Genomic DNA, 22,935 nt, shown 5'->3' with positions numbered 1-22,935 from the left:
CTTTCCATTGTAAATCGTCGCTGAGAACACATTCAAAACGAACATGCCTAAAATCGAAACGGGGATACCCCATCGGTTGGGGTTAGCAGCTCTGGTCGCCGCTGCCGTACGAAAGCTCTGGCGTCCACCAGCCATTCAAGGAGCGAGTCGGGAAGCGGTGCTAACTTGACCCGGTTCATGACCTGATTCAATCGATGAAGTAATTTTGTATTGTCGAGATAGTCATCGAGAAACCGAATTTCAATGAACCGATCGACCACCTTCGCTAAATTCTCAGTCGGTTTGCCTGTAATCAGGTTCAAAGCGTGTTGGATCTGTTCCGAGGGAACGTCGCCAAGCATTTGATAGTAGCGGTCGGCAATCGCGGGATCATCTTCGATCCATAGTCCATCGAGCAGCATTTCGGTCACAATATGGCCAACAAACGTCGGCCGAAAACCGGCGTCACCTGGCAGCAAATCACGCAATTGGACTGCAAACATCATATTGGTTTCCGCGAACGCCCTGGTCGAATGAAACCATTGATCATCGTGAACGTGTGCCACAATCCCTCTCGCGACCCCGCCTACTTTCGGGTCGTCGTCGCGCAGAAACAGCTCGGCACGCCGGCGGCGAGCACGAATTTTGCGGTCCACCACGCTTAGCCAATCGGGGACTGCTGTGCCCGCAATGACAAAAGGGTCTTCCAAGTCCAAATACGGTATTGCATGGCATAAAAAATTCATGGCCGAAGTCTACTGTAATCAGACAGAACATTCGATGACACTGATTCGGTTCAACGCTTTCGCCCAAAACGTAGCGAAAGTCGCCAAGACTTTCGCCCGCTGAGAGCCTTTGCTGGCGAGAACCGAATTTCTTGATAACTTCTTTCTTGATAACTTCTTTTCTTGATAAGTTCCGCGACGACAGCAACGAACATCGTCGCGTTTTCACACAGAGCCTAGATTCTGCCCCTTCAGCGAGTTAGAATCAGCACATTCTCTCCCTTTTGTCTGTTTCTCCTATTTGCCTTGTTTTGCTTGTTTGCCGAGGATCTTCTTTATGCCCCGCCTGACGAAACGTTTCCAACGCCCCCGTCGTTCCAGTCGCCGTCGCACCCAACCCCAAGTGACTCGGCCTCGATTCGAGCAACTCGAAGATCGCAGACTCTTGGCCGCGATGAGCCTATTGCCATCGACGGGGGCATCGTTCCAAGAAAATGGCCTGAACGTCGTCTCGGTTGCGGCGGAATCGACCGTCCGCTTTGTCGCCTCGATCGAGAACGCCGAGAATCCTATTCGCGCATTTGTTTTGAATTTTGGCAATAGTTCCAATGACCTGATTTTGGCCAACTACTCCGGGTCTGAAGTTTTTACGGATGTTTTTGATGGGGTCCTCGAATCGACTCAAGGCGATTATGTGGTTGGCGGGGGTGTCGAGTCTGTCCCCGACAGCGAGTCCGATAGTGGCGTTGCAATCGGCTCTGCGACCTCCGTTGGCACGTTTGACGTGACCGTGCCTGCGGTCGCAGGCGATTATCGTTTAACACTTGACTTCAATGCCTTGGATCCTCGAGCAACCCAGTTGGTCGATTCTAACGGTGCTCGTTTGCCGATCACTGACTACGGAACCATCGTTTTGAGGGTGGTCGATCCTGATCAAGCGATCGTGACCGCATCGCCCGTTGAGCAAAGTGTTACCGAAGCGGACGGGTCGTTTATCGTCAATGTCTCTTTGTCGAAGTCTTCGGATGAAGCGATCGTCGTCCCCTACTCGATCGGCGGTACGGCAACTTTAACCAGTGACTTTGTCGTCCCAGCAAGCCCTTTGGTCATTCCAGCGGGCGAAACGTCAGCCGAGATTGTGATTACCATCACGAACGATTTTGTCGTAGAGGAAGATGAAACCGTCGTTGTTGCGCTTGGCAATCCAGCGAACGCCTCCGTCGGTGCCGAAAGTGTTAGTACGACCACGATCGTTGACGACGATAGCGATTTGCCACTTGTTTCGCTCAGCACGCTTGATGAGAGTATTGCGGAAGATGGTGGTGCGACAACTCTCATCGTGTCCTTGTCAAGAGTTGCCGAAGTCGATGTTTCCGTTCCCTACTCCATTGCGGGTTCGGCAACGGGTGACGGCGTGGATTATTCGATAGATCCCCTTTCGCTTGTCGTCATTCCTGCGGGTGCGACAACCGCAGAGATTTCCCTAGCGAGTGTCGATGATTTGATTCTTGAAACAAACGAAACGATCATCGTGCGTCTCGATGCACCGACGGGTGCTGAATTAGGCACAGCGATTCGAGAAGTGGTGGCGATCATTGACGATGATCAAACACCGGCACCGGAGGTTGGCTTTACGGTCCCCGAATGGACCATTGACGAGTCCGCCGGGTCTCTCTCGATTCGAGTCGTCCTGTCATCTCAGAGCGACAAAACGATTACCGTTCCGTATACGATCGGTGGAACGGCTTCGAGTGGATCCGACTACACGATTTCTGCATCGCCATTGACCTTTGAACCTGGCACGACGTCGGCAAACATTGTGATCAATGTTGTCGATGATGAGTTCGTTGAGAATGACGAGACGGTATCGATCGCACTGGGGCTTCCGTCAGGAGCGACACTGGGAGCCATTTCAACGGAAACGATTACCATTCGAAACAATGACGTTCTTCCACCTCCTAAGATGACGTTGTCAACGGTCACCGACCGAGTTGGCGAAGATGCTCGGTTCGTTGTGTTTAAGGCCGAATTGTCTGAACCGCGTAGCGAGATCATTACGGTCCCGTTTTCAATCTCAGGAACGATGACCTACGACTTGGATTATGCCAGCTTGATGAACCAAGTTCGCTTTGAATATGGTGAAACCGAGCGGTATTTTCGAGTGTATATCGCGGATGATCGAGAGCATGAAATGGACGAACAGTTGACCGTTTCCTTGGGGATTCCAAACGGTGCCGATTTGGGAGATGTGACGTCGCAAACCGTTACGATCGAAGACAACGATGATCCACCACCGGTGATCACCTTCCATCATCCAACCGATTCGATTTCCGAAGAGGTAATTCTCATGCCCGAGCTTGGCAACCAGTTTACTCAGCGGGCAAATGAAATTGTCATTGCAGCGACGCTAGCTTACCCAAGAGACTATGTGGTTCGCGTTCCGTACTCGCTAAGCATCCCAGGGGTAAACGGAGTTCCCGAAAGTGGCGGCGCGATCAACGGACGTGATTATTTCACCATGCCCTCGGAAATCGTCTTTATGCCAGGCGAAACCACGGGCCAAATCGTGCTGCTGGCAAACGACGACTCGATGACCGAGTCAAGCGAATCCGTTGTTATCTCGATCGCAGAATCGATCGACGCGACCGCTGGCGAGACACCGTCAACCACGATCACGATTACCGACACCCTGCCGATCGAAGAAGGTGTTTCGCAAGCACAAGTCGAACCTGATACGGGACTTCGCACCGTTGCGTTCCCAACCGATGTTGATGGCAATGGAGAAACGACACCGCTTGATGCGCTACTTATCGTGAACCATTTAAACCGTGACCGAGACGCGAGCGTCGCAGACGGAGAATTGGCTGCGGATTCAACCCGTGCTTACGACGTCAACGGTGACGGATCGATTACGCCGTTCGATGCATTGTTGGTTATCAATCAATTGAGCGAGGTTGCCGCGGCGTCAAACGATTGGGGGCAAAACGAAGCGGTTCAGAGCGACGACCTCTCCACAGAATCACCTGGATTGCAATTAAGCTCAACTTTGTACGATCGTGCCAGAGAAGGAACCAGAGAAGGAACCGGAGAAGGAGAAAATACGGTTGAATCCAACCTTCGATCGCAGGCGAACATCGACGAAATCGAGCAGGCTTCTTTGGATGCGATATATCAAGGACAACACGATACGAACCAGCCATCGGAATGGGAGCATGTTGACTCGATCATGGCGGAGCTCGGCGAATGGACGATTCAAACCGATTTGGTAGGCCGATAGGATTCGCTCTCTGCTTGGTGAATGACCGTGATTACGGTTGCCGATGTCCTTGAAGCACTCACTAGCCATCGTCCCGATCGCCAACCCATGACGTGTCTAAAAGCATTAGAGATTCAAGAACGAGAATGCGGACTTGCATTCGACCCACCGATACGAAAGTGTTGGAAGTCGATTGTTCTCAATAGCTAAGCGAGTGGATCGAATCGGTCGATTGGAACATCAAGTTGCCTACAGCGTCGGGTCGGGAAGCCTTGCGATGAAACCGGGGCAACGTATCACGGAAAGATTATGGAGGAATGTGATCCAAGTTATCCGCGAGTTTCCGCGTTTGTGGTGGGTTGAGACAGCCAACCTTTTTTCTTCTTTGCAACATACTCCGAAAAACGCCCCAGCTCGATCGCGGCCCGCGCTTCGGCCATGATCCGTTGATAATAGGTCAAGTTGTGGATTGACAACAAAATCGGCCCGAGCATTTCCTTGGCGATAAACAAATGACGTAGATAGCCTCGGCTATGTCGGCAGGCCACACAGTGGCAATCGGGGTCGAGCGGACGCGTGTCCTCGCGATGAACCGCATTTCGGATCTTTATCTGCCCACGATCGGTAAAGGCCATCGCATTTCGTCCATTCCTCGTCGGCATCACGCAATCAAACAAATCGATACCGCGGGCAATATTTTCGAGCAAATCGATCGGGGTGCCAACGCCCATAAGGTAGCGGGGCTTGTCGGTTGGCAAATGAGGGCAGGTTGCAGCAGTGATCCGGTACATTTCCTCGGGCGGCTCACCGACACTCAATCCACCAATTGCAAAGCCTTCAAAAGCCAGGCTTGAAAGTTCGGTTGCACACTCGGCACGAAGTTTGGCGTCCAAACCGCCTTGCACGATCGCAAAGCGAGCTTGGTCGTCGCGTGTCGCCGCATTCAAACATCGCTTGGCCCAGCGAATCGAGCGTTCCATGGCATCAACGACCGCATCCGGTTCGGCAGGCAAGGCGACCACATGATCCAAAACCATTGCGACATCGCTACCGAGTGACTCTTGAATTTCAATGCTATGTTCAGGCGTTAGTTGAATGATAGCCCCATCGATATGGCTGCGAAACGTTGCCTGTTGTTCACTAACTTCTCGGATCCCTTCTAAACTGAAAATCTGAAACCCACCACTGTCGGTCAAAATCGGGCCTTGCCAAAGGGTCATCCCATGTAGCCCGCCAAGCCGTCGCACGGTTTCATGCCCCGGACGGAGTGCTAAGTGATAGGTGTTGCCCAAGATCATCTCCGCTCCGGTCGCAGCAACCTGATCAATCGTCAATCCCTTCACCGTGGCTTGTGTGCCGACCGGCATAAACCCTGGCGTTTGGACGCGGCCGTGGGGGGTTGTAAAAACGCCTCGGCGAGCCGCGGTCGCCGGGTCTTGATGATGAATGTTGTACTGGAAATGACTCATCCGCTGGGCTTTTGTCTCTGCGAGAGTAGAAGAACGAGGATAGAAGAATAGGTGAAAGGCTGGGCATCGTTTCCGAGAAACGTCGAATTCCCCCCCGGATAGCTATCTATCGGGGCCGTCCGAATGAATGTACCAATTGCACCGGCTGGAAATAACAAATTGTGAGCGTCCGGGTGTGCAAATCAGTGCGCCGATGCTTTTGCACAACCTAGTCTTCTTGAGTCAACCACATCGTTTTTTCAATTCATTCGACCAATGTGTCATGGGGCAGTTGACTGAAACGGGGTAAATATAGTGTGTTTGATCGATTTGTCACAGCCAACATCCGCCTGCGTATTAGCGGGTTGTGTTGCCTGTCGTTTAGGTCAAACCGAAAAAAAGGGTGATTTAGATGCGTTGTCTTGATTCGTTCGAACCGTGCCGAGTTCTGTTGGTCGATGACCAACAGATCGTTCTCGATTCGTATCAAAACATCTTGACCGTGTTAAAGGCGGCAAATTCGTTGACCGATGACATTGTCCATGATTCAGAAGTGGATTATATCACTGCCTCACCACAACAACGCTTTGAACTTTGCCACGCACTACAAGGTGAGCAAGCTATCGCTCTCGCCAAGCAAGCTCTCTTAGCAGGCGACCCCTTTGAAGTGGCTTTTGTTGATTCGGAAATGCCACCTGGGATCAGCGGTATCGAAACGGTCGAACGACTTTGGGAAATCGATCCGACGTTGCAGGTGATCTTGTGTCCTGTAGATGGCGAGTATTCCTGGTCCGACGTGATTGAACGTTTTGGATTTGTCGATAACCTACTCCTCTTGAAGAAACCGTTTGTTGACGAGGATGTTTTACAACTCACGGTGGCGATGACTCAGAAACGTCGCGCCCTCATGGAAAGTCGCATTCAAATCGAACGGCTTCGCGACGCCAACGACCAATTGCAAATTGAAATCGGCAACCGTGTGTCGATAGAAACGGAACTGCAGCATGCCGCGACTCACGACCAATTGACCAAACTTCCCAACCGGGACTTCTTGAAACAGAAGCTTACCGAGTGCTTCCATTTAGAACACAGTAAAGCGGATTCGGTAGCCGCACTCGTGTTCTTGGATCTTGATAATTTCAAAGTCATCAACGATAGCTTGGGGCACGCGGTTGGAGATGCATTGTTAGTTCAAGTTGCACAGCGATTGCAGGCAGCGGTCGATCGGATCAACCAGGACGCTTCGGTCCAAAGCTGCTTGGATTCTTTGTCATCAAACAATCCAAGCACAATCGCCTCGCTTGAAAGCGTCGTTGCCCGTCTTGGGGGGGATGAGTTTGTTGTCTACCTGGTCAACCAAAACAGCGAAAACGACATCCTGCTTTTTGCGGAAGAGATAAGATTCGCACTTTGCCAAGTCTATCACGTTCTCGAACATGAATTGTCGCTCGGGGCGAGTATCGGGATCGCCTATTGTAGCGAGGTCGCATCGACCCCTGAAGAGTTGATGCGGAATGCCGATTTGGCGATGTACCGAGCGAAGGCTAGCGGCAAGCACTGCATTGCCGTCTTTGACCATGCCATGCACGCGTCGATGTCCAAACGATTGGAATTGGAAGAGTCATTGCGGAGCGTTCTCGCCGAAGGAGGACTTCGGCTCGTCTATCAACCGATCTTCGATCTTCGCACCGGAAACCTGCGTGCACTCGAATCACTGGTGCGGTGGGAACATCCCGTCAAAGGACTCATTAGTCCAGTCGACTTCATTCCCGTTGCGGAAGAAACCGGTTTGATTGTTCCAATCGGACGTTGGATCCTCGAAGAAGCCTGCCGTACGATCCGCCAAATGAATGGATCGAAATGCTTTGGCCTACCCATTCCAATCAGTGTCAATGTTTCGAAACGGCAGATCGCGGATTCTGATTTCGTAGACATTCTCGTCGATGTGCTCGAAACCGAACGAATTCCAGCAAGTCAACTGAACCTGGAAATCACCGAGTCGTTGATCATGGAAAGCCCTGAAGAAATCGCAGACAAACTATACAAAATCAGCCAACTGGGCGTGCAGATTCATATGGACGATTTCGGCACAGGGCACTCGTCGCTAAGTTGTTTGCATCGTTTTCCCATTGACGTTCTGAAAATTGATCGTTCGTTTGTTTCCACGATGGAACCAGGCGACGACTACGAGTCGATTATCCATGCCATCATCACATTGGCACATAATCTGGGTACCCGAGTGATCGCGGAAGGCATTGAAACAACTCGCCAATTAAAACAACTACGAGACTTGGATTGCGATCACGGCCAAGGATATTTGTACAGCAAACCGAAATCGATCGACGAGATTGTCGAGATGTTTCAAACCGATGAATTGAACCCTGTCCTCAACCCTCGTTTCGGGTTTTGCCAATACGAACGCTTACCTGTGAACGTCTATTTGGGTGAAAGTATTTAGCCGAGTAGAACGAAATGAATTCCGTTCTTCATCCATCATCGCTGCGTTTGATGTTTTTCGCAGCGACATTGCGACGAAGCCGCCTTGAATTTTGAAGCTCTTAGGACGGGATATCGACATCATCCCAATCGGCATTCTCGAATTGGATGATCCAATTAAGAGCATGTTGCCGTTCGCTAATCACGCCCCCATCGATCCCGGATGGCGGCGTTTGATCGTGAACTTTCGCATTGCGAGCCGCCCATAGCATCCGATAGTTCATGTCCACGGCATCTAAAAGCTCTCGGCTTGCATGGCTTGATCCTTGACGCAGCTCCGCCTCGGCGACCTGCAATCGGTTTGGCTGGGCGATTTGTAACTCGGCAACTTTGGGTACATCACAAATCTCGTCGGGGAACGGCATGTGTGCGTGCATTCCAAGTGCCCATTGAAGAGTAAACAACGCTTCATAACGCCATAGAAAGTTGACGACGCTTTGCTGGTCGGGATGGTCCGTGTTTAAAAATTCGATTTCGTTGGGGGTGAGGGCTTCAAAGGCCATCGGCGATTTTTCACGTAGTTTGCCAATCGGAATCGGCTTTCCGGCGGACAACGATTCTGCTCGCACCGCAACCATGAAAAGTGCTAAGCAACGCCACGCCACTTCATCCGCATCACGAAACTCAACCTCCAGCTCACTGATCACCGGAGGCAACGATTCAGGGGTATCGATTAAGCGATTGCGTAGCGTTTGCTCGCTGACCAATTTCCGCTCGCGAGCATCGACCGGAAAAGGGATCTTGGCATGTTCGTCGGGCAAACCTGTTTCCGTATCCACCAATCGGTGCCCCGCGGGATCACGTACCGACCGATCAGGGTAAACCAGAATCGAATTGCTTTCCCATGCCCACTTGGATATTTGCTGCAATTCCGCTTCGGCAATCTCGAACCTGTAATGATGATGGACTCGTTCAATATGTCTCATCACAGCATACAGCGACTGCGTCATTTCTCGGTTGCCACCCTCCATCACCCGATTCATCAATTCTTGAAGAGAGGGGGGCAGATGCGCATCCAAACGATGTTCCTGGTGAAGCGATCGGCAGGGGAAGTCCGGGGCGATGGGCATCCGTAACGTGCTGTAAGCGTGAATTTGTAGCGGCATATCGTTCGCGATCAAAGTGTTGTTTTAGAAGAACCGTTGCGGAGTTTGTTTCCGTCTCAGCCACGACCATGAGCAATTCAATAACTTTTTCCAAAACCTTTTTCGACTCGGGTGCAACGTCTTTTGTCGGTCTCGTCGTGAATTTCCACTCGGCCTGTGATTAACGGGGCGTATCTTTACTTTCGTGGCGTCCGAAGCAAACAGACCCTTTGCCTCACGTACTACTTTAACCCATGTGCATTATTGACACACCCGAGAGTGAAACTATAGTCCGGGACTTGTTTTGAGGGTCCGTCGTAGACCTATTCCGTTTGTCAGCCATCTACCAAAGACGTTCATGCTCAACTTTTTCCGGTCGCAGTCCGCGACGGCTAAGAACGACATCCTATCCGGTTTAACTGTCTCGCTCGCATTGGTTCCCGAGGCGATTGCGTTCGCATTTGTTGCTCACGTATCACCGATCATCGGCCTTTATTCCGCGTTTTTCATCGGACTCATTACCGCGATCTTCGGTGGGCGGCCTGGAATGATTTCGGGCGCAACCGCAGCGATGGCCGTTTTAGTGACCATTTTGGTGAAGGATCATGGTATCGAATACTTGTTTCCCACGATTGTGCTATGTGGTGTGATCCAAATCGTCATTGGCACTGCCAAATTAGGGAAATTGATCCGTTTGGTCCCCCATCCCGTCATGTTGGGATTTGTGAATGGCTTGGCGATCGTCATCGGAATGGCTCAACTCGATTCCTTCAAGACCTTTAATGCGTCGACCGGCGAACTCAGTTACCTTAGCGGTTTGCCTTTGGTGATCATGCTTTTGCTCGCCTTGGCGACGATGGCGATCATTTGGTTGTTGCCGCGATTTACCAAAGCGATTCCTGCATCCTTGGCCGCCATCTTATCGATTACCCTGATCTCTTTGGCGATCAATTCGACCTCTTCAACCAATAGGGTCGCAACCGTTGGCGACATGTTGACGAGCAACTCGAAGGCTGCTGCAGTCGATCCGTCTACGGTTGAAGCCGTTTCGATCAAAGGCGATTTGCCAACGTTGTTTTTTCTCGAGTACACCATGCCGCCACTCAACATGGAAACACTCGAGATCATTTTTCCCATCGCCCTGATGCTTGCAGGCGTCGGTTTGATCGAATCACTGATGACGTTGACGTTGGTAGACGAAATTACGGAGACACGTGGTCGCGGAAACCAAGAATGTATTGGCCAAGGGACGGCAAATATCGTTTGTGGTTTGTTCGGCGGTATGGGTGGGTGTGCGATGATTGGCCAATCACTGATCAACGTCAACTCAGGTGGCCGCGGGCGTTTGTCAGGAATCACGGCCGCCGTCTGTTTGCTGCTCTTTATCTTGTTTCTCGCACCTGTCATTGAACGAATACCGATGGCCGCACTGGTCGGGGTGATGTTCATGGTCGTGATCGGGACATTCGAGTGGGCATCGCTCAAAATGTTCCATCGCATGCCGTTTAGCGACATGGCGGTTATGGTGTTGGTGGCTGGGTATACGATCGTTATGCACAACTTAGCCGCCGCTGTGATACTCGGCGTGATCGTCTCAGCGCTTGTCTTTTCATGGAAACATGCTTTGCATCTGGGAGCCGATATCCAAATCAACGAATTCGGTAGCAAAATTTACCAGTTACATGGACCGTTGTTTTTTGCTTCTGTGTCCTCGTTCAAAGAATTGTTCGATCCGTCCAAAGATCCAAACGACGTGGTCATTGATTTTTATTACACACGGGTCTACGACCAATCCGCTCTCGAGGCGATCAACGTGCTTGCCGAAAAGTACCAAACGCTTGGGAAACGACTGCATTTGACCCATCTCAGCGAAGAGTGCAAACTGCTTCTCGATCGAGCAGGAGACTTGGTCGAAGTCAACGTGTCGGAAGACCCCCATTACCACGTCGCGACCGACCGATTGGGCTAGTTTTCACCGACGCTTCGACAAGGTCAAGTCGCTTGTGCATGTAGGCGAGCAGCGCGATGCCGGGCCTCTCCTGGGTCGACCCACCCTACACGTTTCGGAGTGACTGCGGCTTCTAGCCGCAGCTTACTGGGGCAAGATACAAGAGAGAGGATAAGAATTTTTCGTGACTGCGGCTTCTAGCCGCAGCTTACTGGGGCAAGATGCAAGAGAGAGCATAAGAATTTTTCGTGACTGCGGCTTCTAGCCGCAGCTTACTGGGGCAAGATGCAAGAGAGAGCATAAGAATTTTTCGTGGCTGCGGCTTCTAGCCGCAGCTTACTGGGGCAAGATGCAAGAGAGAGCATAAGAATTTTTCGTGGCTGCGGCTTCTAGCCGCAGCTTACTGGGGCAAGATGCAAGAGAGAGCATAAGAATTTTTCGTGACTGCGGCTTCTAGCCGCAGCTTACTGCGGCAAGATGCAAGAGAGAGCATAAGAATTTTTCGTGGCTGCGGCTTCTAGCCGCAGCTTACTGGGGCAAGATACAAGAGTGAGGGTTAGAATTTTTCGTGACTGCGGCTTCTAGCCGCAGCTTACTGGGGCAAGATGCCCCAGCCACTCTTTTGCCTAGCCGAGTATCAAGCGGTGCCTAAGCACGAGCCTTTTAACCAATCGGCAGTTCTGTTTTTTACAGGTTTGGCGTCGTGTACGGATCAACGTCGCCAACCATGTGGAAGTGGTTGTGGTCGATGTACACCACCTCGATCGCTTCGCGGTCATGCAGTGTATACGGAACCGGATACCCAACCGTTGTCCGTTCGTCGAAGTAGATCGTGCACTTGTAATGTGCGTGGTGCAACTGAGCAGGCCCAATCAGTGGATAGAAGCGTGGTGGATCGACGTAATCGGCGATCTTTTCCTTAATGATTCGAACGTCATTGCGTTGAGTCTCCCAAAGCAGTGGAATTCCGCCTTCAACCGGACGAGCCGATTCGAGAGCATGAATGACTTCATCATCGCTCGGTGGATCGAGTGCGACCACAGGACCACCTGAAGTGGTTGGACCGAGAATTGGAACACGATCATAGCGTTCCTGCATCCAGAACTTCTCTTCTTGCTTGTGTTGGTAATAAGGACTAACTGGAATCGGCCAACCTAAAAAACCAAGGTTAAAGGAATTTGCGGCTCCAATGCCATAGCAACCGCTCGATCCAATCGCCATGATCGCGAGAGTACACAATGCCAATTGACCGACAAGCGTGCTGTGTGTTCTAGTTAAAACAGGAGTCTTCATCCGAGCAACCTTCCGTGGTTTCGTTATCGTTCGCGGTTCTTCCGGGTTCCACTCGCAGCACGCGAGGTTATTGAAACCGGGAAACCGCATTCTGCTTGCTTGTAGTATCGTGTCAATTTAGGAGGATCTTGCGGATAATTCCGAAAGTTCCTGAATTTAGGCCAAACGATACCGCTGGAACGCTTTTTTTGCAGGAATTTAGGATACTTCTCGCTGATCGCCACCGCCGCTTGACGGGGCTGTCGATTTAATCGTTTAACGCTTAGCCGAAGGCGCCAGCTTTTCCATAAGCGGTCGCCTATGGCTTGTCGTTAAACAATAAGTCGAGTCAAACCGATTAAATCGACAGCCCGTGACGCCAAAAAACCGAAAACTGCACTTACGAACACTCGTCTATCCCTCGGCGGCACTCGTACTCGAAGTGTCGTGGGCGTCCGAGTAGGAGTAACATTTCATTGAGCTGGAGTGCGAGTGCGATTCTTTTGCTAATCATGGTAGCAATTAGCGAGAAGTGTCGTTCTTCTTGATGAACCGCCGCGATCGCCTTCGTCAACACTTTAGGGATAAAGAATGAGGGGAATCATCTTTCCTGGCGGTGACTTCCAGCCACAGCTTACGGGGGTAAGATGCCCTAACGAGTCCTTTTGGACCGCTGTGCAGTAAGGGAGCAGTCAGGGACTCGCAACCTCGTCCACTACGACCAACCCTAATTTTCAATCTGGTTGAAGCACTGTTGAAGCACTAGGGTGTCAAAAACACCTGCAATGCACGGCATCCGTGAGCCCCGAGTACCAGCGACTGCTCGATATCAGCCGTCTTGCTCGGTCCAGAAACGAACACGCCAAAAGGTGATTTGGGAGCCTCAATACGAGCGTAGGCATCGTGCATATGGTGCACGAACTCACGACGAGATACGACGATCGCTAGATACTGAGCGATGAAAAGCAGCACGCGATGCGGCAGCGATTGGCCTTCGATCCAAATCGAACCGTTTTCCGCGACAAAGAACTCCCCTCGGGCGATCGTCCAATCGACAGCCGCCAGGTCGTGCGGATCATCGATCGATGAAATGTCGAACGAATTGTCCACCGCTTCGGGAACAAGGGAAACAATCCGTTCCGCATTTGAAAAGACCTCGGTTTTGCCAAGGATCTCGGCAACCTGCCGCGGATCATCGATCAAGTGCACTTGACCACCCACCCCTTCTAAGATCTCCGAGAACTTCGCTAGTGGGTCATCAAAGCGAGTTAGTTTGGATGGATCGGGGGTCGGCAAACCGGGCGACTCGACCTCTTTGGCCATCAAGCGGTCGAGGATCGTTTGACGACTCTTCGTCGTCGCCGTTTGGATGGGCTCAATCGGTTGGATCATGGGGATTAGCCTTTGGGTGTTTCAGAATTTCGGTTTTTTGCGTACCAACTGCGGAAGCTTTCCTTGGGTGGCTTCGGTAACTCTCGAGCGATCGTCCACGTGTTGAATCGCTGATGGGTGACCCAATGCGGCAACACCTTTAACGCCTTCCGCCCGACCCAGCCTGCAAATGAAAACAACTTGGCACTACGAAACAAAATCGACGCTGCCTTCATGCTTATTCGCTTGTCATAAGAAAGCAAATTCATGAAGCCAATCTCTTTTCGCCACGCCAATAGTTGGTGATGCAGCGGGATTTTTACCGGGCATACGTCCGTACAGGAACCGCAGAGGCTACACGCATAAGGTAAACTTTTATGCTCCTTCAGGTCACGCGTCGGCGACAACACCGATCCGATCGGGCCTGGAACGGTCGCCTGATAGCTATGTCCACCACTGCGACGATATACCGGGCAAGTATTCATGCAGGCACCGCAGCGGATGCAGTGCATTGCGGCCCGGAATTCATCGCTTTGCCGCAATTTGCTACGCCCATTGTCGACCAAGACAATGTGTAGCTCACTGTTCTCGTCACGCGGGCCATGAAAGTGCGAGGTGTATGCTGTGATCGGTTGCCCGGTGGCCGATCGGCCCAATAGGCGAGTAAAAATCCCCAAATCATGCAACCGAGGCACTAGTTTTTCAATCCCCATGCAGGCAATGTGGACTCGTGGCAAGGATGCTCCTAAATCTGCGTTTCCTTCGTTCGTGCAAACGACCACTCCGCCTGTTTCGGCAATTCCAAAGTTGACTCCCGTGATTCCGACTTCGCCAGCCAGGAATTTGTCACGCAGGTGACCGCGAGCGGCTTCGGCTAAGTATTTTGGATCCTTTGCGCCTTTTTCGGTACCCAAATGCTCGTGAAACGTTTCCCCGACCTCTTCCTTTTTAAGATGGATCGCCGGCAACACGATATGACTCGGCGTTTCGTGACGTAGTTGAACAATTCGTTCACCCAAGTCGGTATCGACGACATCGATCCCGTTGTCTTCCAAGAAGTGATTTAATCCGCACTCCTCCGTCAGCATCGACTTGCTTTTGACAATTTTCGTGGTTTCGTGGTCTCGCAGGATACCCAGCACGATACGGTTATGCTCTTTCGCATCCGCGGCCCAGTGGACGACCGCCCCCGCGTCGGTGGCATTGCGTTCGAACTCGACCAGGTAATCGCCTAGATTGGCGATGGTTGCCGTTTTAACCTGTGATGCTAACGAGCGAAGGTACTCCCATTCGGGAATAATCGAAGCTTGCTTATCTCGTTTACTGCGAACAAACCACAGCGACTCGTCGTGCCAAGGAGCACGATCGGGATTGGTTACAAACGCTCGCGCGGCGTTGGTATGATCGAGTTTAATCTTTTTTTCAGCCGGTCGATCAACAATCGGCAATGCTACTTGAGTCATTAACTTGCTTCCCAAAGGAATCGAAAAAGAGAACTCACCGTCAGGCTCGGTAGCGCCTAGCTTGGAAGGGGGCGGCCGGCCAAAATCTCGGCAACATGCATCACTTGGATTGGCGTTTTTTCGCGGCGAATCAGGCCTTGAAGGTGCATCAGACAGCTCATATCGGCCGATACCATCACCTCGCTGCCCGATGCCACATGATCGGCAATGCGGTCACGCCCCATCGACGCCGATACGTCCGGTTCGTTCACCGCAAAGGTTCCACCAAAACCACAGCATTCGTCAACCCGGCTGAGCGTGCACCACTCGATACCTTCGACCAAATCCAACAGACCTCGAACCTTGTTTTCTCGTTTGGTCATGTTCTCGCTGCATGAACTGAGTCGCAATTCACGAAGCCCATGGCAACTTTGATGTAGCGATACTTTGTGCGGAAAGCGAACGGGCTTTCCGTCGCTCTTCAACTCTTTGATCTTTAGCTCGTCGTAAAGAAACTCACACAAATCGAAAGTCCGATTCTTGACGTGCTGGAACTTTTCGTCACCCTTTTCAAAATAGTCGTCGTAGTGGTTTCGGACCATCGAAGTGCAAGAACCCGAGGGACATACGATCGTTTCATAGGGTGAAAATATCTCGACAAAACGACGAGCGACCGGAGCACAATCATTGTTGCAACCAGTATTCGCCATCGGTTGGCCGCAACAGGTTTGGTCAGTCGGGAAAACGACATCTAGTCCTAAACTCTCCAACAACTCCAACGTCGCAATCGCAACATTGGGATAGAATTGGTCAAGATAACAGGGGATGAATAGTGCAACAGCCATAGGGATCGCCAATCGTTATGAGCAGAAGAATGCTAGTGCTTTGTCACAACGAAGAATTAGGGTAAGAATCTTTCGTGGCTGCGGCTTCCAGTCGCAGCTTCCTGGAGCAAGATGGCCCCAGCCACTCTTTTGCCAAGCCGAAAAATCAAACGGCGACAAAGCACTAGCGAGTATAACCGATTGAGAAGCCGCCTGCTAAGCGGTGCTGCTCAATATCTTTCATTTTCTGCTCATTTGGTTGCAAACGGTTTCGAAGAGACCGGCTAGGAGCGGAGCTAGACGGGCCGAGAATTTGCGAGTCGTTTTGCTCAGATACCGTCGCCACGGTTCCTCGAACTCACCTTCCATCTCACCCCATCTCGAACCGATGACTCCAGAAACGGTCCTGAGCTGGATCGTAATCTTGCTACCCACGCTTCAAGACGGAGCTACGACGGCTGGGCAAACTCCGCCGAAAGAAACGCTGCGGTGCTAGACCAGCTTTTCATAGGCTTCGGCCAATTGGTCCGCCGCGGCGGTCATCTCTTGCTTGGTGTTCAATCGCCCGATGCCAAAGCGGACGCTGCGCCGCGCTTCCGATTCACTGCGGCCAATCGCGCGGATGACATGGCTCGCTTGTGGATCGACGCTTGAACAGGCCGAACCACTACTGAAGGCCACATCGGGGGTTGCCGACATCCATGCTTCCCCTTCGATGCGATCCAAAAGGATATTCAAGTTTCCTGGCAACCGATACATGCTGTCGAGTGGAGGCCCGTTCAGTTCGATACCTCCGATCCGATCGCTCAATTGGCGATACAGTTCATCGCGAAAAGTGCGAATTCGTTGATTGGACTGCTCCATTTCTTCCATCGCCAACGACATTGCTTTGCTCATCGCCACGATCGCTGCGGGATTCATTGTTCCGCTGCGGATGCCTCGCTGTTGACCGCCACCGACGATTTGTGGTTTTAGCCGCACCCGGCGTTGGCCGTTTCCGGCAACAAGAAAGCCGATCCCTTTCGGTCCGTAGAATTTGTGGGCCGATCCGCTCAGCAAATCGACATCCACTTGTTTTACGTCGATCGGCGTTCGTCCGACTGCCTGCGATGCATCACAGTGCACCAGCACACCTCGACGATGGCATAGCTGGGTCACTTCCCGCATGGGTGTGATCGTTCCAATTTCATTGTTCGCCCACATCACGGAAACCAATGCGGTGTCATCGTCGATTGCGTCGGCTAGTTTTTGCAGATCGACGGCTCCTGCCATCGGGTGACCGCTCGGGTGCACATCAACACGGCTGATCCGAAAGCCCTCTCGCTCCAAATCGGCGACGACATCCAACACCGCTGGATGTTCGGTCGCAACGGTGACCAAATGCCGTTTCTTTTGCCTCGGGTGCATACAGATACCACGGATGGCCAAATTGTTGCTTTCGGTCGCGCCACTGGTGACGATCAAAGAGTTCGCTGGAGCACCGATCGAATCAGCCATATCGGCAATGGAACGTTCTATTGCATCGGCTGCCGTGCGGCCCGCTTCGTGTGACTCACTGTGCGGATTAGCAAAATAATCGGTTAACCAAGGAATCATCGCTTCAACGACTCGCGGGTCACACGGCGTTGTCGCATGGTTGTCGAGATAAATCATTTTTACAATCGCCTCTGGAGATTCAATCCGTTGCGACCATCGTAGGTCAACAGGAGAGCGCCATGAGCCGCATAGCGATCGAAGATCTCTTCAAAAAAGAAGTGCTCGCCAGGCCATGGGAAAGCGAAAACCAAGTCAAAGTCGTCCATCGATTGGCCCAAATCGGGATAGGCACTCGGTGCATCGAGATCGACATTGTCGACGTCTGTGATGCTCTCCCAATAGGGATCTTCGGACAAGCCATTCGATCTCGCTTCGTCGATCTCGTCGGGCAGAAAGCTGCCTTCAAAGAAGGTCGCATCGATACCGAAGTCTGCCGCGAGTCCGAGTGATTGTTGAACCAACTCTCCTTCGACTTCGATTCCGCTGGCACGAAACCCTGCCATTTGGGCCATCATCGTCACCACCCCCATCCCGCTGCCCCATTCGCAGAACGTATCGCCACTTGCTAAATGATTGCGGGCGATGAAATCAATGGTTGCGCCGACCATACCAAAATCGCAAACGACAAAGTTGTGGATCGTATCTCGCTTTGTCGATTTGCGTTTTTCGGTAAACAGGTCGGCTCGGCGGTTCCCCTCTTCGATCAATTCAACGTGTTGTTCGAGCGGCCAACGAAGGTCGGGGATTTCGATTCGTTCGAGCATAAGGAATAATTGATCTTCACGGATTTACGAGCGGGTGGATTGCGTCCCGATTGGGACGCATTGTGATCGCCCCGGACGCGAGTCCGGGGTTCATGCCACCCTGAGCGTCCGACACGTCACGAAGCAACGCCAGAAAAACATCGCTATCCCCAAGGCCCCCCGAAAATACCCAGCAAAACCGATTCTCCTGCCGTCCCTTCGGGACTTCGATCGCAACGGATTTCGCGACCCCGGACTTGCGTCTGGGGGAAAAGCCTACCGTGGCATCGCCACGAAAACAGAACTACCAACGCAGACCAAAGCGTTCGCCGCCGGTGTCGGTGTTGTTGCCACCTTTGAGCGGACCTTGATGCGATGCCTTGACCGCCAACTCACGAGGTGGTTCGTCTGCCTCGTCGGCTTCTTTTGATGCCTCGCCTGCGGATGCCGCGGCGGCCAACGTCTGTGCCGCCTTGATCGAGAGACCGATCTTTTGGGTGTCGCGGTCAAACGACAGAACTTTCACTTCGACCTCTTCGCCTTCGCTTACAAACGCATCGACTTTCGAGACTCGATGGTTAGCCAATTCACTGATATGAACGAGGCCTTCGATGCCCGCACCGAGGCGGACGAAGCAACCAAATGGCGCAATTCGAGTGATTGTCCCTTTTTGGACGGTACCAACTGCAAAGCTCGATTCGGCAGCATCCCAGGGATTTTCTAGAAGATCACGGTACGACAAACTGATCTTGCCGCTGTCTTTGTCAATCTTATCGATTTTGACTCGGACGCGCTGCCCCTCTTCCATCACCTCGCTCGGATGTTTGACTCGATCCCAGCTCAACTTGCTGATGTGAATCAGGCCTTCGACACCACCGAGATCGACGAATGCGCCGAAATCTTTCACGGTACGAACGACCCCTTCAAGCGTGTCTCCAACCTCGATCTGCTCCATCTGTTCTTTGCGCCGAGTTTCCCGCTCGCGTTCCAAAATCGCACGACGACTGAGCACCAAGTTGCCTCGTCGCTCGTTTGCTTCGGTCACCAAGCAGACCATTTTCTGGTCAACAAATTCGGAAAGGTCTTCGACCCGGTACTCAGTCACTTGGCTGATTGGCATAAATGCACGGACGCTTCCAACGGTACACTCCAACCCTCCCGTGTTATGGCCTGTAACGGTTGCTTCGACGATAGAGCCTTCTTCGATATCATCCCAATCGCTGACTTCGATTGCCGAACCAGGAAGCGTTAGGACGTACAACCCGTCTGCTTTGTTGAGCCCGCGAACGAGAACCTCGACATCGTCACCTGGCTTTGGCTCGGCCTCGGTAAACTGTTCAAAAGGAATGACGCCTTCATCGGGTCCTCCGAGAGCGACGAAAACGGAATCCTCGTTAATTTTGAGCACTTTGGCTTGGACACGAGCGCCTTCAGCGAGCGGTTCTTTCCGAGCCGACATACCGGCCATCCCGCCAAGCATGGCATCGACATCCGCTGCAGCCAACTCGGCATCGAGTTCGGCTTGCAGATCATCGGAGAGCGAATCGCGTAAATTCGGTACCGCGACTTTGGAAGGTTGGGCTGGCTTCGGCTTCGGCTGACCCGTCGAGTCGGCTTCACCTTTCAAGCGAGGCCGTGGCGGTCCTTTCTTCTTCTTCGCTGTTTTTTTGTCCTTGGAATCCGACTTTGTGGGATCCGACAATTTCGCCGTCGAAACACTCGGTGAAGCTGGCTTGGCGACTCCCAAACCACGCGCAGCCAACGGCCCCGCGCCACTTCGAGCGACTGCCGCCAAAGGTCCACTTGGGTGCGAAGGCGTTTCGCCAGCGGCACTTTCCGGCGGTGGGGAAACGGGAACGTCCGCTGCCGGTTGGGATGCCGGAGAACCCTCGCTTTGCACAGGCTCTTGCAGAGGTTTTTCCACCGAGTTTTGTGGTTCCGATGAAGGATGAGGACCAGCCGTGGTGGAGTCGGTTTGGGGAGTTTCGCCGTTTGTCATAGGATCAATTGGGCAATAGCGTATGCGAAGAGTTTATATTAAATGATTCAGCTTGGCGGACCCTTCGATCATCCGCGAAAGCGTCGTTGTGCAGTTTACCAATCATCCTTCCCCTCTGGTAGTATCGGCACGGCTGGAATTTCGTATGATACGTAGCCCAGGCTTCCAGCCTGGGACCACAACAAAACCTAGGCTAGAAGCCTGAGGGCACAACAGAAAACCTAGGCTGGAAGCCTGAGGCCACAACAAGAAACCCAGGCTAGAAGCCTGGGGCCACAACAAAAAACCTAGGCTGGAAGCCTGAGGCCACAACAAGAAACCCAGGACTGGAAGCCTGAGGGCACAACAGAAAACCTAGGCTGGAAGCCTGAGGGCACAACAAAACCCAGGCTAGAAGCCTGGGCCACAACAAAAAACCTAGGACTGGAAGCCTGGGGGGCACAACAAAACCCAGGCTAGAAGCCTGGGCCACAACAAGAAACCCAGGCTGGAAGCCTGGGGGCACAACAAAACCCAGGCTAGAAGCCTGGGCCACAACAAAAAACCTAGGCTGGAAGCCTGGGGGCACAACAAAACCCAGGCTAGAAGCCTGGGGCCACAACAACAAAAACCCAGGCTAGAAGCCTGGGCTACGTAAACGCGTTTTCTCCCTAACTCGAAAGAATGACCATGAATGACAACCGGTATTCGCTACAAGCGTTTCTAGAAAAAACCAAGGACCGCGACTTAGACCAAGGGTTGTTCGAACTCGAGTCGGAGCGGATGCTTGACATTAACCTCAATGGTGAAGCATGGATTAAGATGGGAGCGATGATCGCTTACACCGGGCAAGTCAAGTTTGAGCGAGAAGGGATTATGTCGCAGGGCTTCTCGAACCTGCTCAAAAAATCGATCTCCGGCGAAGGTACCAAGCTAACGAAGATTACCGGCAATGGTTCGGTTTTCTGTGCTGATTCAGGAAAGAAGATTACGATTTTGAATCTGCAAAACGAGGCGATTTGTGTGAACGGGAATGATTTGCTCGCTTTCGAGACTTCGCTGACCTACAACATTAAAATGATGAAGAAAATGACCGCCATGATCGCAGGCGGTTTGTTCAACATCCGGCTCGAAGGCTCTGGGATGGTCGCCGTCACGACTCACTATGACCCATTGACGTTGCCAGTCACTCCGTCGCAACCGGTCATCACCGACCCGAACGCGACCGTGCTTTGGTCGGGCAACATCGAGCCCGAACTGAAAACGGATTTACAGTTCAAAACATTCCTCGGCCGCGGGTCGGGCGAATCGGTGCAATTACGCTTCCAAGGCAACGGCTTTGTTGTCGTTCAGCCGTTCGAGGAAGTTTATATGCAACACGGTGGCTAGTCGATCATTGTCGATCCAGCCACAGGTAACCCGTTGAACGGGCAAGCACTCGCTCCGGCATAGGCTCCCATTGTCGGAACCAATAGCAAGTCGCCAATCTCCAAATCTGGCAACCATTGGTCATGGGCGACCACATCACTACTGTCACAAGTCGGGCCTGCCAGCACGCATGGATAGGTTGGGAAGCCGAGCGGGTTGTCGGCGATCACGTTGTAATCAACGTGGTCGAAAACCTTGCCTGAAAACGATCCGTACAAACCATCGTCAATGATGTACCATCGTTTGCCACCACGCATGCTTTTCCCTAACACTCGGGTGACCAACGTCATGCATTCTGCGACCATTCCACGCCCTGGCTCGGCGATAAAGCGAACTGAAATATCGCCAAAGACGTCCTGCAGACTCACCGAGACCGAGTCACAGTAATCGGCCAACGGAATCATTTCGTTATCCCGATAAGGCGCCGGGAAGCCACCGCCAATATCGAGGACTTCTAAGAGGAAGCCGTTTGCCGCAGCTTCGTCCCAACACTTGCGGATTGAATGCAAAACGGTGCGGTAGTCCGATGGGTTGACGCACTGCGATCCGACATGGAACGAGAACCCGCGAACGTCAAGTCCTCGCTCTCTCGCCGCGATGAGCATTTCGATGACTTCCGACGGATCGGCACCAAACTTGGCGGACAGATTGATCAAACTGCTACCGCCACTCGTCGCCAAACGAAGCAACAGCTTGATGTCAGGCGTGTGGCCAGCAATCTTGTCTAACTCCGATTCGTTGTCGTAGACAAACCATCGTACACCCTCGTTGTAGCAATCCAACAAATTTTGACGCGTCTTGCAAGGATGCGTGTGCAACATTTGACTTGGGCTGAATCCAGCTCCCTTCGCGGCGAGAAGCTCTCCGTGTGAGCAGACGTCGACGGAACAACCCAGCTCGTTGAGCGTCTCGAGTACATACGGGTTTGGATTCGCTTTTGCTGCATAATACAACTCGACTCCTGGTAAATGTTCGTGCATCGTGCAATACGTTTCCACCAGTTTTGACTTTGAGACCACCAATAAAGGGGTAGAAAGTCGTTCGCCCAGTTCATGTGCTGTTTCAAACGAGAGCACACTTTGAGCATTCCGCATCCGCTGCGGTATCAGGATATCGGTTCGCATATAGTTGGATTACACCTCACAATCGATTGTGAATCGGCCTTCACTAAAGAATGGTGCCGATCGCCGGAAGGTCGGTTCGATCGGCCCGTACAGAAACAGAGCTAGCATAGAAACAGAGCTAGCATAGAAACAGAGCTAGCATAGAAACAGAGCTAGTAGAAACAGAGCTAGCTTTTCATCGACACACGTGAATCAAAGCTAGAGCGAATGTTAGTTAGATTTTCCATTTCTGCAGAGTGGCAGATGCACAAAATTGGAAAATTATTTTTCGCCTTTTTTG

15 protein-coding genes are annotated in these 22,935 nt (G+C 52.1%); 4 read left to right on the top strand and 11 right to left on the bottom strand.

The genetic code is table 11. The annotated features are described in order from the left end of the window. Positions 1–47: 47 nt before the first annotated feature. Entirely contained in the window at positions 48–725 is a 678-nt protein-coding gene (locus Q31b_RS25260; protein ID WP_146602455.1) for a hypothetical protein, read from the bottom strand. Positions 726–1,041: 316 nt separating this feature from the next. Here Q31b_RS25260 and Q31b_RS25255 point away from each other — a divergent pair, with 316 nt between their 5' ends. After that, complete coding sequence (locus tag Q31b_RS25255; RefSeq protein ID WP_146602454.1) at positions 1,042–3,981, top strand: Calx-beta domain-containing protein; 2,940 nt, start codon at positions 1,042–1,044, stop codon at positions 3,979–3,981. 308 nt (positions 3,982–4,289) lie between these two features. On the opposite strand, the gene tgt is transcribed toward Q31b_RS25255, so the two are convergent. Continuing rightward, a complete protein-coding gene (tgt, locus tag Q31b_RS25250; RefSeq protein ID WP_146602453.1) occupies positions 4,290–5,429 on the bottom strand; it encodes a tRNA guanosine(34) transglycosylase Tgt in 1,140 nt (379 codons plus the stop codon). Between the two features lie 391 nt (positions 5,430–5,820). Between tgt and Q31b_RS25245 the strand changes: the two genes are divergently transcribed. After that, the gene (locus tag Q31b_RS25245) at positions 5,821–7,866 is read left to right on the top strand and encodes a putative bifunctional diguanylate cyclase/phosphodiesterase (protein WP_146602452.1); all 2,046 of its coding nucleotides are present in this window, start codon (positions 5,821–5,823) and stop codon (positions 7,864–7,866) included. 100 nt (positions 7,867–7,966) lie between these two features. Here Q31b_RS25245 and Q31b_RS25240 read toward each other — a convergent pair whose 3' ends face one another. Next, entirely contained in the window at positions 7,967–9,025 is a 1,059-nt protein-coding gene (locus Q31b_RS25240) for a DUF4272 domain-containing protein (protein ID WP_146602451.1), read from the bottom strand. A gap of 322 nt (positions 9,026–9,347) precedes the next feature. Here Q31b_RS25240 and Q31b_RS25235 point away from each other — a divergent pair, with 322 nt between their 5' ends. Beyond that, on the top strand, positions 9,348–10,958 hold the full coding sequence (locus tag Q31b_RS25235) for a SulP family inorganic anion transporter (protein ID WP_146602450.1): 1,611 nt from the start codon (positions 9,348–9,350) through the stop codon (positions 10,956–10,958). 666 nt (positions 10,959–11,624) lie between these two features. Here the strand turns inward: Q31b_RS25235 and Q31b_RS25230 are convergent. The 7 genes from Q31b_RS25230 to Q31b_RS25200 form a co-directional block, all read right to left on the bottom strand. Next, positions 11,625–12,230, bottom strand: coding sequence for a hypothetical protein (locus Q31b_RS25230; protein ID WP_146602449.1), 606 nt, complete (start codon positions 12,228–12,230; stop codon positions 11,625–11,627). Positions 12,231–12,971: 741 nt separating this feature from the next. Beyond that, positions 12,972–13,601 (bottom strand): LutC/YkgG family protein, encoded by a 630-nt coding sequence (locus tag Q31b_RS25225; RefSeq protein ID WP_146602448.1) that lies wholly within the window; start codon positions 13,599–13,601, stop codon positions 12,972–12,974. A gap of 5 nt (positions 13,602–13,606) precedes the next feature. Beyond that, entirely contained in the window at positions 13,607–15,043 is a 1,437-nt protein-coding gene (locus tag Q31b_RS25220; RefSeq protein WP_146602447.1) for a lactate utilization protein B, read from the bottom strand. A 56-nt stretch (positions 15,044–15,099) separates the two neighbouring features. After that, positions 15,100–15,867, bottom strand: coding sequence for a (Fe-S)-binding protein (locus Q31b_RS25215; RefSeq protein ID WP_146602446.1), 768 nt, complete (start codon positions 15,865–15,867; stop codon positions 15,100–15,102). A 471-nt stretch (positions 15,868–16,338) separates the two neighbouring features. Next, entirely contained in the window at positions 16,339–17,499 is a 1,161-nt protein-coding gene (locus tag Q31b_RS25210) for a cysteine desulfurase family protein (protein ID WP_146602445.1), read from the bottom strand. Positions 17,500–17,501: 2 nt separating this feature from the next. Then, positions 17,502–18,146: a hypothetical protein gene (locus Q31b_RS25205; RefSeq protein WP_146602444.1), complete on the bottom strand. Its 645-nt coding sequence runs from the start codon at positions 18,144–18,146 to the stop codon at positions 17,502–17,504. A gap of 283 nt (positions 18,147–18,429) precedes the next feature. Then, on the bottom strand, positions 18,430–20,124 hold the full coding sequence (locus Q31b_RS25200) for a 30S ribosomal protein S1 (RefSeq protein WP_146602443.1): 1,695 nt from the start codon (positions 20,122–20,124) through the stop codon (positions 18,430–18,432). 669 nt (positions 20,125–20,793) lie between these two features. On the opposite strand from Q31b_RS25200, the gene Q31b_RS25195 reads away from it, so the two are divergent. Continuing rightward, positions 20,794–21,492: an AIM24 family protein gene (locus Q31b_RS25195; protein WP_146602442.1), complete on the top strand. Its 699-nt coding sequence runs from the start codon at positions 20,794–20,796 to the stop codon at positions 21,490–21,492. Here the strand turns inward: Q31b_RS25195 and Q31b_RS25190 are convergent. Beyond that, on the bottom strand, positions 21,489–22,655 hold the full coding sequence (locus Q31b_RS25190; protein ID WP_146602441.1) for a type III PLP-dependent enzyme: 1,167 nt from the start codon (positions 22,653–22,655) through the stop codon (positions 21,489–21,491). The genes Q31b_RS25195 and Q31b_RS25190 overlap by 4 nt on opposite strands. Positions 22,656–22,935 lie beyond the last annotated feature (280 nt).

This window comes from Novipirellula aureliae (genome assembly GCF_007860185.1).
GTDB lineage: Bacteria > Planctomycetota > Planctomycetia > Pirellulales > Pirellulaceae > Novipirellula_A > Novipirellula_A aureliae.
This window is presented reverse-complemented; position numbering and strand designations above follow the sequence as displayed.

Coding starts and splice junctions, on each gene's coding strand:
- Q31b_RS25215 (WP_146602446.1), bottom strand. CDS start 15,867: ATGGCTGTTGCACTATTCATCCCCTGTTATCTTGACCAATTCTATCCC.
- Q31b_RS25210 (WP_146602445.1), bottom strand. CDS start 17,499: ATGATTTATCTCGACAACCATGCGACAACGCCGTGTGACCCGCGAGTC.
- Q31b_RS25190 (WP_146602441.1), bottom strand. CDS start 22,655: ATGCGAACCGATATCCTGATACCGCAGCGGATGCGGAATGCTCAAAGT.
- Q31b_RS25205 (WP_146602444.1), bottom strand. CDS start 18,146: ATGCTCGAACGAATCGAAATCCCCGACCTTCGTTGGCCGCTCGAACAA.
- Q31b_RS25235 (WP_146602450.1), top strand. CDS start 9,348: ATGCTCAACTTTTTCCGGTCGCAGTCCGCGACGGCTAAGAACGACATC.
- Q31b_RS25225 (WP_146602448.1), bottom strand. CDS start 13,601: ATGATCCAACCGATTGAGCCCATCCAAACGGCGACGACGAAGAGTCGT.
- tgt (WP_146602453.1), bottom strand. CDS start 5,429: ATGAGTCATTTCCAGTACAACATTCATCATCAAGACCCGGCGACCGCG.
- Q31b_RS25245 (WP_146602452.1), top strand. CDS start 5,821: ATGCGTTGTCTTGATTCGTTCGAACCGTGCCGAGTTCTGTTGGTCGAT.
- Q31b_RS25260 (WP_146602455.1), bottom strand. CDS start 725: ATGAATTTTTTATGCCATGCAATACCGTATTTGGACTTGGAAGACCCT.
- Q31b_RS25255 (WP_146602454.1), top strand. CDS start 1,042: ATGCCCCGCCTGACGAAACGTTTCCAACGCCCCCGTCGTTCCAGTCGC.
- Q31b_RS25195 (WP_146602442.1), top strand. CDS start 20,794: ATGAATGACAACCGGTATTCGCTACAAGCGTTTCTAGAAAAAACCAAG.
- Q31b_RS25230 (WP_146602449.1), bottom strand. CDS start 12,230: ATGAAGACTCCTGTTTTAACTAGAACACACAGCACGCTTGTCGGTCAA.
- Q31b_RS25220 (WP_146602447.1), bottom strand. CDS start 15,043: ATGACTCAAGTAGCATTGCCGATTGTTGATCGACCGGCTGAAAAAAAG.
- Q31b_RS25200 (WP_146602443.1), bottom strand. CDS start 20,124: ATGACAAACGGCGAAACTCCCCAAACCGACTCCACCACGGCTGGTCCT.